Annotated in this window: 13 protein-coding genes; all 13 read right to left on the reverse strand. The window is 42.0% G+C overall.

Translation table 11 applies throughout. The features are described 5' to 3' along the window. Positions 1-2 precede the first annotated feature (2 nt). Entirely contained in the window at positions 3-881 is an 879-nt protein-coding gene (locus NVS78_RS12505) for a Gfo/Idh/MocA family oxidoreductase (RefSeq protein ID WP_286359472.1), read from the reverse strand. Further along, a complete protein-coding gene (locus NVS78_RS12510; protein ID WP_286359473.1) occupies positions 874-1,611 on the reverse strand; it encodes an SDR family NAD(P)-dependent oxidoreductase in 738 nt (245 codons plus the stop codon). The genes NVS78_RS12505 and NVS78_RS12510 overlap by 8 nt, the downstream gene beginning before the upstream one ends. Next, the gene (locus NVS78_RS12515; RefSeq protein ID WP_286359474.1) at positions 1,601-2,311 is read right to left on the reverse strand and encodes an acylneuraminate cytidylyltransferase family protein; all 711 of its coding nucleotides are present in this window, start codon (positions 2,309-2,311) and stop codon (positions 1,601-1,603) included. Before NVS78_RS12515 ends, NVS78_RS12510 begins: the two co-directional genes overlap by 11 nt. A 9-nt stretch (positions 2,312-2,320) precedes the next feature. Next, positions 2,321-3,361, reverse strand: coding sequence for a nucleotidyltransferase family protein (locus NVS78_RS12520; RefSeq protein WP_286359475.1), 1,041 nt, complete (start codon positions 3,359-3,361; stop codon positions 2,321-2,323). Between the two features lie 2 nt (positions 3,362-3,363). Next, positions 3,364-4,518, reverse strand: coding sequence for a UDP-N-acetylglucosamine 2-epimerase (gene neuC / locus NVS78_RS12525; RefSeq protein WP_286359476.1), 1,155 nt, complete (start codon positions 4,516-4,518; stop codon positions 3,364-3,366). Then, complete coding sequence (gene neuB / locus NVS78_RS12530; RefSeq protein WP_286359477.1) at positions 4,515-5,522, reverse strand: N-acetylneuraminate synthase; 1,008 nt, start codon at positions 5,520-5,522, stop codon at positions 4,515-4,517. Before neuB ends, neuC begins: the two co-directional genes overlap by 4 nt. 2 nt (positions 5,523-5,524) lie before the next feature. Then, complete coding sequence (locus tag NVS78_RS12535; RefSeq protein ID WP_286359478.1) at positions 5,525-6,169, reverse strand: acetyltransferase; 645 nt, start codon at positions 6,167-6,169, stop codon at positions 5,525-5,527. Further along, the gene (locus NVS78_RS12540; protein WP_286359479.1) at positions 6,166-7,308 is read right to left on the reverse strand and encodes a LegC family aminotransferase; all 1,143 of its coding nucleotides are present in this window, start codon (positions 7,306-7,308) and stop codon (positions 6,166-6,168) included. Before NVS78_RS12540 ends, NVS78_RS12535 begins: the two co-directional genes overlap by 4 nt. After that, positions 7,301-8,290: an NAD-dependent 4,6-dehydratase LegB gene (locus NVS78_RS12545; RefSeq protein ID WP_289623381.1), complete on the reverse strand. Its 990-nt coding sequence runs from the start codon at positions 8,288-8,290 to the stop codon at positions 7,301-7,303. Before NVS78_RS12545 ends, NVS78_RS12540 begins: the two co-directional genes overlap by 8 nt. A 10-nt stretch (positions 8,291-8,300) precedes the next feature. Beyond that, positions 8,301-9,665, reverse strand: a complete 1,365-nt coding sequence (locus NVS78_RS12550) for a BNR-4 repeat-containing protein (protein WP_286359480.1) — start codon at positions 9,663-9,665, stop codon at positions 8,301-8,303. Next, positions 9,665-10,954, reverse strand: a complete 1,290-nt coding sequence (locus NVS78_RS12555; protein ID WP_286359481.1) for a nucleotide sugar dehydrogenase — start codon at positions 10,952-10,954, stop codon at positions 9,665-9,667. The genes NVS78_RS12550 and NVS78_RS12555 overlap by 1 nt, the downstream gene beginning before the upstream one ends. Before the next feature lie 63 nt (positions 10,955-11,017). Beyond that, a complete protein-coding gene (locus NVS78_RS12560) occupies positions 11,018-11,599 on the reverse strand; it encodes an acyltransferase (protein ID WP_059025430.1) in 582 nt (193 codons plus the stop codon). A 12-nt stretch (positions 11,600-11,611) separates the two neighbouring features. Further along, positions 11,612-12,736 carry a DegT/DnrJ/EryC1/StrS family aminotransferase gene (locus NVS78_RS12565; RefSeq protein ID WP_286359489.1) on the reverse strand — a complete coding sequence of 375 codons (1,125 nt, stop codon included), beginning with the start codon at positions 12,734-12,736 and terminating at the stop codon, positions 11,612-11,614. Between the last annotated feature and the right edge of the window lie 107 nt (positions 12,737-12,843).

The raw sequence follows: 12,843 nt of genomic DNA on the forward strand, positions 1-12,843 counted from the left end.
TTTCAATTTTTTACAGCCATAATAGTATGAAGTATAGAAATAGTCTCATCCACAGGAATAGAAGGTTTTCCCGATTTTATCATCCGGTGAAATTCTTGTAACATCCTTTTAAAACAGGTGAAATTATCATCAAAATTCACTTGAAAAAATCCATTCTTGGTAAAAATATCCGCTTTGATACCCCATCCATACTTTTTATTGATTTGAATGAGTAGATATTTACCCTCACCATATGATATTTTAACCAAATAATTCAAGGTATCGTTTAAATGTTGTACCTCTGTTATGCGATTTCCCAATAAAGGTGTCACCGCCTCCAAGACATGTATGCCATATTTATACCAATCCAACACACTGTAAGCATTTATAAAACAAATATCTTCTGCTTTCAAAGCCTGATCAAAACAAGTTTCGATTTCCGGTTTATAACGTAAGCCAGAACAAGACATCAGGCGTGCCTTCTCCAAGAAAGGGCGATAGTAAGCAATCTCACGTTCATTAATCGCCAAAGGTTTGTCGACCAAAACGAACAAACCCTGTTCCAGAAAATAACGAGCTATTTCATAATGTGATTCAACATCATCCCTGGCTATGATTACAGCATCAACCTGACGGCTGAATTCTTCATAATGCTCAACAACATGCTTGATATAGGTACAATCCGCAATCTCTTTTGAAATTTCTTTATAAGGGGTCCAAATATGAGTCACCTCAAAATCCGCTATCCCGAATTCAATAGGTTCCCGTTTAATCAAATAATTGTATATCACTGGATAGCGGGATCTTGCCATTTTTTCCTTATCGAAACCATTGATAATAGCAGAAAATGAATAGGGATGACCGTTTCCCTCATTATAGCCGATAATACCAATCTTAATCATGGAATATCCGTTTTAATTTATCACTTCCCTTGCCTCCCAGCCAATCAATATCTCCCAGATCCGGGGAAAGTGGTATTTGATATCCTAACCAGAAGAAACCTCCAGTTTCAGTGCAATCCTTCAATAAATAATTCAAAGTCGGCAGACACACTTCAGGCTCCATCGGAGCATCCGGTGCCATCTCACTTTTTACCGGACCAGGACTCATCAAATTAATTTTTATATCGAATTCTTTCATTTCTTTAGCCAAAGTCACAGTCAAAGAATTTAGTACAGCCTTGGAAGCACTGTACGCAGCATAACCTGGAAAGCAATTTAGAGGAGCTCCGGAGGTCAGATTGATAACACGTCCAAAATTATTCCGTTGCATACCAGCCAGGTAATGCTTCACAATCTCAATAGCGGCAAAGGCATTCAAGGTAATAGACCGACAAAGTTCTTCAGGACTCAATTGTTCCAACTTACCGGCTTGCATTACTCCGGCACAATTGACAATATAAGCAATCTCACCATGTTCTTGGTCTATCTTTTGTAACACTTCATTGAGATTGGTTAAATCATACAGATCTGCCTGATAATAAAAAACATTCTTGTTGCATGAATATAAACTTTTGAGTCGTTCATATCTACGAGCAAGTGTGACTACTTTATTTTCCCGAGAAAGATAATTCACAATCGCTTTACCTACCCCACTACTTCCTCCTGTTACCAAGATCAACTTATTTTTCATTTTTACCGGATATTAAATATTCTATGTATTCAAAATCGTGAATGTCATCGATATCTATCGATATTTCCCGGGGAGTGATATAAGGAACAACATCCTTCGTAATTACCTGGGGAACATCCATCTCAAACAGTTTTTCAGTCTGAATGGCATATAGCAATCCATTCAACTTGTAAACTTTCGTCAAAGATTGACGGGAGCGGAATGCCATATCGTTTTTAACATACGTATAAGCCTGATCGTTCTCTATACACCAAACCCTTTCTATCGGGACCTCCAGTTCTGAATAAGTCGCCAGAGATGAAGCCTGGGAGCTAATCATTTTTCGGATACAATCTTCAACCATATCAACGGTACGAAGCGGAGAAGTTGGTTCTATCAATAATATTATATCATATTTCTCTTCCAGTGTTGAAAAATAATGTAATGCCTCAAATACAGCATCGATAACCAAAGAATTGTCTTTAGCCAGTAATTGATTTCTCAGAAAAGGGACATCAACTCCATCTTCCCGGGCCACTCGGGCTATCTCTTCACTATCTGTTGAAACAAAAATACGATCAATATAAGAAACCTTTTTAAGAGTATCTATAGCCCAGTTTATCAAAGGCTTTCCACATAATTCTCTAATATTTTTTCCGGGTAACCCTTTACTTCCCCCCCGGGCTGGAATAATAGCCAATATTCGTTTATCTTTATACATAGTTATGTTCTACAAATGTTTTACAAATTCCTGGGCTTTCCTATAATCTTCATGCTTACCAATATCGATCCAATACCCGACAAGCGGGAAACGAATCACATGATACCCTTCGCCGATCAGTTTTTCCATAAAATCAGTAGCATTAAAAAAAATACCCTCAGGAATTAAACTTAACAGCTCTCTTTTGATCAGATAAATACCTGAATTTGCATAATAGTTATAAGTCGGTTTTTCCCGGACACCTTTTATCGTTCTTTCTTCCAATTCAAAAATACCGTAAGGTACAGATACGGAATAGGGGATTGCAGCAACCGACATATCCGCTTCATTTTGCAAAAAGTGCAAAAAGAAATCTTCAAAATTTATATTGGTAAAAAGATCCGAATTCATCAAGAGTATCGTGTCGTTATAAAAAGTATCTATAAATTTGATAGAACCGATTGTCCCCAAATACTGAGGTTCGCAGACACAATTTACTTTCACTCCTTCCCGGGGTTGTTCAAAATGTTGTTCAAGTTGTTCCCCCAGATAATTCACCGTTACATTAATATGGGAAACTCCATAAGAAATGAGATTATCGATATTATAATCAATGATAGCTTTATCACCGACTTTCAACAGGGGTTTCGGAGTTTGCTCTGTCAGAGGACGCAAGCGTTCCCCTTTTCCTCCGGCCATTAATACCGCATCTAACGGAAGTATGGATTTTTTCTTCTTCAAGTTATAAACCTTTACGATCTTTCTGTCTTCTGTCAATATCGGCAATAAGGTTATTCCTGTTGCTTTGAGATCCTTCAATGTTTCTACACTAAAGGCATTTTCATAAACAAAACGAAAGTTTGTATTCATGACAACCGATACTTTCTCTGAAATATTCACCCCCTCTATCAACTTGCGCCGGATATCTCCATCGGTCAAAGAACCAACCAAATGATCCTGATAATCAACAACAAAAAGCACCAAAACATCATTCGTCAAATTATTCAGTGCTATCAATGCTTCCCTTATAGTAATATAATCCCTTACTACATATTTTGAAAAATCACACATGACTATAGGTTATAAAAGGTTTTCCGGACAATTCCGGATAAAGGATAAGTCTTTAACACATGCAATATTTCGCTGGCTGTATCGTGTTTTTCATAAGGGTTAATTGTCGTTGCGGCACGACGGATACATTCATCCGATAATACAGTATCCAGCCCCTCAGAAATTTCTGCCTCGGAAGTCCCACAATGCACGACACTATCGGCACATAAACGGCCCTTTTGACGCCGGCCGATATTCAGCGTAGGTTTTCCAAAGGAAGGGACTTCCAGAATCCCACTGGATGAATTTCCCACAACAGCCGTGATATATTGAAGAACAGATAAATAACGCACATGTCCCAAAGAGGTAAAAGCAACAGCCTTATCGGTATGACATCTCACAAAGTCATGTATCATCGGAATAATACTCCGTCCCCCGGTATCGGAGTTCGGAAGCGTAAAAATAATTCTCAAATCTTTTCTACACTCCAATACATTCAACAGATTCCGGAATTGGCTTTCTGCATCTTCCCCGTCTAATGTAACCGGATGATAAGTAAGTAAAAGAGTTTTACCCTTCAGGAGAAACGATAAACTATTTTCCAGCACTTCTTTCGGGAGCAATTCGATATGTCTGACATTGTCGATACCTAACGCTCCGACATGGAACACTCTTTCCGGAGCTTCTCCCAGCTGTATCACTCTTCTCCGGTACTCTTCCGTCGAAGTAAAATGCAGATGGCTCATTTTAGTAATCGCATGGCGGATCGCATCGTCATAGGCACCCTCCGTGACCTCGCCTCCGTGCAGATGAGCCACAGGAATTTTATAAAACAAGGCTGCCGTCACAGCTGCCAATATCTCATAACGGTCTCCAAGCACCAACAATAAATCCGGCTGCAAATCCTCATAAGCGTCAGCAAAACCAATGGTTGCCAGACCAACGGATTTTGTCGTCGCATTGGCCGTATCAGAAGACAGCATCATTTCCACCTTCCTGTCTATACAAAAACCATCCTTTTCTATTTCCCGGTAGGTTAGACCAAATTCCGGAGACAAATGCATATTCGTAGCAATAATCTGCAATTTCAAAGCAGAATCCATTTGAATCATATGCATCAGCCGGCTTAAAAGGCCATATTCCGCCCGGCTTCCTGTCACCACACAGATCTTTCTCATAGCTCAATCAAATCATCGGCCTGAAAATCTTTTCCGGCCAATCTCCCCAATACTTCATCCCAAAACATCGGTGAAATGCCATCTCCCGGACGTTTTACAGTCAAATTGGTTTCATTAAAAGCTTCTCCTTTCTTAATCGGACAAGCAGCCACAATACTTTTCCTGGCAATATTTTTATTTTTTTTCTCTGAATCAGATACCCGTTTCACCCCGTCCCCCAAGGCCAGCTCGACGTTACGGATGGCCGACACCATCGCTTTCAGTTCCCGAGGCTCCAGAGAAGCTTTATGATCGGGTCCGGCCAAATTACGATCCAGCGTAAAATGTTTTTCGATAACTTTCGCTCCCAGCGCAACTGCCGCCACAGGAATCTCGATTCCTACCGTATGATCCGAATAACCGGTACTTACCTTCAATTCAGCAGCTATTGTCTGTATAGCCCTTAAATTGACATCACACATCGGGGTCGGATATTCGGTATTACAATGCAATACTGTTATTTGATTCCGGCTTAATCCGAATTTTTCCAATACATTCATTGCAGTCGTAATTTCCTCAAGAGTACTCATTCCCGTGGATAGAATGACAGGTTTCCGAAACTGAGCGATACGCTTCAGATAGGGGTAATTCGTAATCTCACCCGAAGGTATTTTCCATAGGTCCGGCTTTAAAGTGGCCAAAAAATCTATACTTTCAAAATCAAAAGCCGTAGAAAGAAAGGCTACCCCTTTTTCCCGGCAGTATTCAAATAATATCTGATGATCAGCCTGCGATAATTCTAATTTTTTCAACATAGAAAATTGAGACTGATCACTACTCCCCAAATTCCGTATCTGATAATCAGCCTGAACAGCCTGTTTAGAAACTAAATTTTCTACCCGGAAAGATTGAAACTTTACAATGTCTACTCCAGCCGCAGCTGCAACATCTATCAGTTGTTTGGCAAGCTTCAGCGAACCATTGTGATTGACCCCAGCCTCTGCAATAATCAATACTTTCTCCATCGTTACCCCAATTTTTTCATTAAAATTGCAGGAGAACCGGAATAAATCCCCTTTTCTACAGCATTTTTACGGACAAGAGATCCCGCCGCCACGACACAATCTTCAGCGATCGAAATTCCATTGACCATGACTGACCTACTGCCTAGAAAAGTACGCGCACCCACTTTACAATCTCCGTTTACCATGGCTCCTGTTGATATATGACAATAATCTCCCACGACAGCATCATGTTCAATATCGGCCAATGTATTTATAATGCAACCGCATCCTATTCGTGCTCCCGCATTCACAACAGAGTGGTGTAAAATTACTGTACCTTCCCCTACAGATGCATATTTTGAAACATAGGCTGTAGAAGCGATAATAGTGGCGAGACGTCCTCCTGCAGCCCGGATTTTATCATGGATTTTCAGCCGAAGTGAAATATTTTTTATAAATCCGACGGTGACGACAAAATCATATTTATCGGCATAATCTGCCAAATCATCATCAGTACCTATAATCCGGCCCGACAGTACAGTTTGTCCGATACGCTCCGGAATATCCAACACTCCATGGATACGGAACCCCGCACTCTCCGCTGCCTCGATTACAGATTTACAATGTCCGCCCCCACCGACCAAAACAAGCTCCCTTTGCTTTTTCATAATCTTACAGAACTTGGAATATTAACCAACCGCGCTTCCAGCCATTCTGCATCGGTCAGATCTCCGCATTGACAAGCAACGAACATCGGAAGACAATTCATCAACTGCCAGACCGGACGCGTCATAACTCCGGCATCATTGGTCTCTTCTAAAAAACGATCCCGGGACGTCTTATCTTTTAAAAGAACCGCATTCAACCAATAGTTGGATTTACAATCTGCCGGTTCAGAGAAGAAGGTAATATCAGATCCTTTGAAATATTCGTTATATTTTTGAGCTAACTCCCGTTTATTATCCACAAATTCCTGTAAATGTTCCATTTGTGCACATCCTAAAGCCGCATTAATATTCGGCATCCGGTAATTATACCCCACATGATCATGTACAAATTCCCAACGATGGGGCGTTTTCGCCTGTGTAGTCAAATGTTTGGCATATCTCCCTAACTCCTCATCCATAAACAATAACATTCCTCCGCCACCTGTCGTTATGGTCTTATTACCATTAAAGCTGACTGCACCCACCCTGCCGAAAGTGCCGGTATGTTTCCCTTTGTAAAAACTCCCGAGACTCTCAGCAGCATCTTCTACCAACTCTATATGATACTCTTCACAGAGTGCAGATAATTCGTCCAGATGAACCGGATGACCGAAAGTATGCATAGGCACGCAAGCTTTTATTCTACGTCCGGAAGTCTTATTATAACATGCATTATTCCGAATTTCCGAATTTAGCTGAAGCCATTTCCGCATCTTTGACGGAGATAAGCCCAACGTATCCAGATCGACATCCAGAAATACGGGATGTGCTCCTATATAACTGATGGCATTACAAGTTGCTATAAAAGTCAAAGGCTGAGTGATCACTTCATCTTCCCGTTCCACACCTGCCAGCAACATCGCCATATGCAGTGCATTCGTCCCGTTGACACATACAACAGCTCGTTTAGCGCCTGTATATTGAGCTACCATCTCTTCAAAACGATCCACGAACTTCCCCACACTCGACACGTATGTACTATCAATACATTCGTTGAGATACTTTTTTTCGTTTCCGACAAAACAAGGAGCATGCAGAGGCACCATCCCATCAGACTGATGAAATGTCTGACGGATAAAATCGATAACCTGGTTATACATTGTAAATATCAGCTTTATATTTTTTCAGATTTTCTTTGTTCCGGAACCAATCGATAGTCTTCTGTAATCCTTTTTCTATCGGATACTCCGGAGTAAATCCCGTTAAAGATTTTATTTTGGAATTATCGCCCCATAAACGGAAAACTTCTGAATTTTTAGGCCGTATCCGTTGCTCATCCTCAACGAATCTCACCTTAGCATCCATCAGTTTGGCTATTAATTCCAGGGTATCACGCATAGAAATTTCATAATTACTGCATACATTCACCTCCTGGCCTATAGCGGCATCGCATTGGGATAATTCAATAAATCCTTTACAGGTGTCTTTTACGAAATTAAAATCCCGGGTAGGAGTCAGATCTCCCAGTTTGATTTCCCTTTTTCCATTCGCTATCTGGGTGATAATAGTAGGAATAATAGCCCTTGCAGACTGCCGGGGTCCATACGTATTAAAAGGTCGTACGATCACGACCGGTAAGTTGAATGCATTATAAAAACTCATGGCCATAGCATCTGCTCCGATTTTAGTCGCAGAGTAAGGTGACTGAGGTTGTTTGGGGTGTTTTTCATCAATGGGCACATATTGTGCAGTTCCATAGACTTCAGAAGTCGAGGTCACCAACACCCGTTTTACCCCATTTTCTTTTGCAGCCTGACAAATATTCAGAGTTCCTTTGACATTGGTATCCACATAACTATCCGGAGCGACATAAGAATAAGGAATGGCTATCAAAGCGGCCAAATGAAAAGCGATTTCGATTTCCCGAGTAATATGTTTACAAAAATGAGGATCGCGAACATCTCCGGTCACCACTTCAAGATTCGGATGGCGGATACCGTCCAGCCATCCCCAGTTATTAAAGGAATTATACAAAGACAACGCCCGAACCTGATATCCTTGTTCCAATAACATCTCTGTCAAATGGGAACCGATAAAACCGTCAGCCCCAGTAACCAATACTTTGTTCATTTTCTCCATCATACTTTATCTATTATTCCCAACCTATCCATCCGAACCATAATTTATTTCTTACTTTTTCTAAATTGTCGGAAGCATTATTACCCTGCATAAAAATAAAAAACTGATTTTCCTGATTAGATTTTCCTAAATTAGGTAACCAGGTCAATTCATGATCTTCACTAAGAACCGGCTCCAGTTTCAGAATATTATATTGAGGATCACACACCATATACATCAACCTCGAGGAAGGTGTTCCCCAACGATTGGTATGGAAAAAATCTTCCTTATTCACAGTAGTCAAAAGCACATATAAATTACCTGTTTTATCTATACTGCAAGAGGTCTCCTGAACAACATAAAGGTCTTTCAAAAAATGATTGTAGTCAATATAATGTTTACTCCACTTTTTCCCCTCCAATCTGCTTATCACTAATCCCGAAATATTCTTTGTCATTTCATGATACATTAAAACAGGAGCATGATTGAAGATATTCAGGTTGGATGTAAAATATTGGGGTTTATCATCTAAAGGTTCCGGATAACCATCGACAAGATCCAGGTCAGAAGGAGTTGCAGGATATTTCACCAGGTCACGTCCTGTATAATTCTTCCAGGTATCTCCAAAATCATCTGAATAAATATATCCGACACAACAAGAATTCAATCCCACGTCATCAACATTTGAATACCTTAGAGGAGCATATTCCAAATTTTGAAAACTAACATGTATCCTTCCATTCGAATAATTCATATTGGCATAAAACCGATTATACCCATCCTTCCGGTACAAGGACTCATTACTTTTCACCCATTTGTCATGATTTCCATGAAACAATGCTTTCCTTTTCCATTCGACCGAATTGATTTCTTTGAACATAAAAGACAAAACAGCTCCTTCTTCTCCCCTCCCCTGGGTCCTCAATAAAAGGAATAATTTGTCAGAGATCACTTTAAAAACAGGATAAGTCAATATCATATTATCAATTGTAATGCTCTCCCTTTTCCAATTTGAAATATCATAAGGAGCCATCGTTGACGCCAGAAATATCTCATTGGCATGTCCACCATACATGACATATATATATCCGTTATCATCTATTTGAATCGTAGGATTTCCATGATTATCATAGGTATTACCAATTAAAAACGGCTCCGATAACAATTGTGTATTTTTGTCGAACTTTTGAATAACTACATTAAAATCCGTATCTAAATAAACAAAATATACACTCTCTTCGGTTTCTATTATTTTATCGGAATCAATATAAGCCGATGCCCTACTGCTTACAGCATCAGAAACCAGTAATACATGAACAACAGGATGTTTACATGACACCGAAGCTTCTTTACTACACGCCACGAATAGCAAAAAGAAAAAAATCCAATATCTTAACATTACAAGCTCCAATATTTCAACTCATGAATCTTATCCCGATACATCCCCTTCACATCCACCAGTACTGCATTGTCATACGTCAAGGATTTGAAGTACTTTTCATCCAGATTTTTGTAAGCGTCATGCGATACGGCCACGATAACCGCATCGTAATTATCACGGGGTTTCTCGATGAGCTTAAAACCATACATTTGTTTTACCTCCTCAGAATCCGCGTAGACATCAACAACATCCACATCTACTCCGAAGTCTTTCAGTTCGCTGATGATATCCACGACCTTCGAGTTCCGGATATCCGCAACATTCTCTTTAAATGTCATTCCCATGACCAAAACGCGGGCTCCCAGGATATTCTTCCCCATCCCGATCATCTTTTTCACGAGCTTTTTCGCAATATACCCGCCCATCGTATCATTGATGAAACGACCGGCACTGATGATCTGGCTATGGTATTTCAATTCGTTGGCTTTATAAACCAGATAATAAGGATCCACGCCGATACAATGCCCGCCAACCAGTCCGGGATAAAACTTCAGGAAGTTCCACTTTGTTCCGGCTGCCTCCAGCACATCGTAAGTATTGATCCCTATCCGGCTGAAAATGATCGACAGTTCGTTCATCAGAGCGATATTCACGTCCCGCTGCGTGTTCTCGATGATTTTTGCGGCTTCCGCCACTTTTACATTCGGGGCCCGGTGAACGCCCGGTTTTACGACCAGCTCGTACACCTTGGCTATCGTGTCGAGCGCTTCCGGGTCACAGCCGGAAACGATCTTTATCGTGTTGGGCAGGGTATGTACTTTCTCTCCCGGGTTGATTCGTTCCGGAGAATAACCGAATTTAAAATCGACCCCGGCCCTTAAACCTGAAATCTCTTCCAAGATAGGAATACAATCCTCTTCAGTACACCCGGGATATACAGTTGACTCATACACGACATAATCCCCTTTTTTCAAGGCCTTGGCCACGGAACGGGTAGCCCCTAACAAGGGAGTCAGATCGGGTTGATTATGATCGTCGATAGGCGTGGGAACCGCCACGATAAAAAAGGAGGCTTCCCGCAACTCGTCGATAGAGGAAGTAAATTTTATATCAGTCTCCTCGAAGGCCTCGTGTCCTAATTCTTTACAAGGATCGATTCCCTCCCGCATCTTGGCAAGGCGCTCCTCGTTGATATCAAAACCGATAACTGATATTTTTTTGGCAAATTCGAGTGCTATCGGCAAACCTACATAGCCTAATCCGACCAATGCTAATTTGGCCTCTTTATTAACTAATTTATTGTACATAATGATTGTATAAATGTCTTATAACATTAGATGATCTTTCACGGAACGTGACTACAAAAATATTTACCCTCGAATTTTAGACACCAGCCCGTCTTTCAAACGGTACTTCTCGTGACTCTCCGGGCATTCGGCAACACCATCCTCATCGAAATGAAGACGGTGACCGTACTCGCTCATCCAGCCTAATTGCCGGGCGGGATTGCCCACTAACAGGGCATAGGCCGGAACGTTCTTCGTCACCACGGCGCCCGCCCCGATAAAGGCATAAGCCCCGATATCGTGACCGCAAACAACGGTGGCGTTGGCTCCGATGGTAGCCCCTTTCCCGACATGCGTCTGCGCGTACTGTGATTTTCGATTAACGGCACTCCGGGGATTGGTCACGTTCGTGAACACGCAGGAAGGCCCCAAAAACACGTCGTCATCACAGGTCACCCCGGTGTATACCGACACGTTGTTCTGCACCTTCACGTTATTTCCCAGCACGACTTCCGGGGAGATCACCACGTTCTGGCCGATATTGCAATTTTTGCCGATCGTGCAACCGCTCATGACATGACTGAAATGCCATATTTTCGTTCCTTCCCCGATCCGGCAATTCTCGTCTATCACCGCCGTCTCGTGGGCGAAATACTCTTGTTTCATGAACAATATATATTATTTGTAAAACTCTTTTATCCTCTCGATAACGATATCCTGTTGTCCGGGTGTCAGTTCCGTGTGGATCGGGAGCGATAGCACGGAACAAGAGAGTCTTTCTGCCGTGTCGAGCGTTCCCGCCGCCCGGGCGATCGATTTGAACGCCCCCTGCTTTTGCAAAGGCAAGGGATAATAGATCATGGCCGGTATTCCGGCTTCTTCCAAGTATTTTTTCAGGGCATCCCGTTTTCCATTCAACACTTTCAACGTGTACTGGTGATACACGTGCGTGGTGTAAGGCATCTCCTCGGGTGTGATAATTCCCTCTATGTTTTTTAAATTTTCAGTGTAATATCTTGCTGCCTCGTGTCGGGCTTTCCCGTACTCGTCGAGATGTCTCAATTTCACGTCCAACACGGCAGCCTGGATGGTGTCGAGCCGGGAATTACATCCCAAAACGTCATGGTGATATTTCACCCGTTGACCATGGTTGGCAATCATCCGGATTCGCCCGGCCAACTCCTCGTCATCGGTCATCAACGCCCCCCCGTCACCGTAACAACCGAGATTTTTCGACGGGAAAAAAGAGGTACAGCCGATATGGCCCATGGTTCCAGTTTTCTTTCTCGTTCCGTCCGCAAAGGAATACTCTGCCCCGATGGCCTGCGCGTTGTCCTCCACCACGAACAGCCCGTGTTCGGCAGCAAAAGAGAGGATCAGTTCCATGTCACAACTTTGCCCGAACAGATGCACCGGCACGATGGCTCTCGTCTTCGAAGACAAGGCATTCCTTATGTTATCGACCGTGACGTTAAAAGAGGCGTAATCCACGTCCACCATGACAGGCGTGAGCCCCAGTAAACCGATGACCTCTGCCGTGGCCACGTAAGTAAAGGCAGGCACGATCACCTCGTCGCCGGGTTGCAAACCTAAAGCCATGAGAGCGATCTGCAAGGCATCCGTCCCGTTTCCGCAAGGAATCACGTGTTTTACCCCGCAATAATCGGCCAGGTGACCGGAAAATTCCCTAACTTTAGATCCGTTAATAAACGCTGTCGAATCCAATACCTCCTGTATGCCGGCATTTACCTCTTCTTTTATTTTATCGTATTGACCTCTCAGGTCCACCATCTGAATTTTCATCATATAAACAAATGATTATCTTACCATTAAAATGGATTAATTAAAGTAGAATAAAGATTCTTGAACAATCTCTACCTCAAGATCAAATAACGACCGATTAATGATAT

It is taken from the genome of Gabonibacter chumensis, assembly GCF_024741215.1.
Taxonomy (GTDB): Bacteria; Bacteroidota; Bacteroidia; order Bacteroidales; family Marinifilaceae; genus Gabonibacter; species Gabonibacter massiliensis.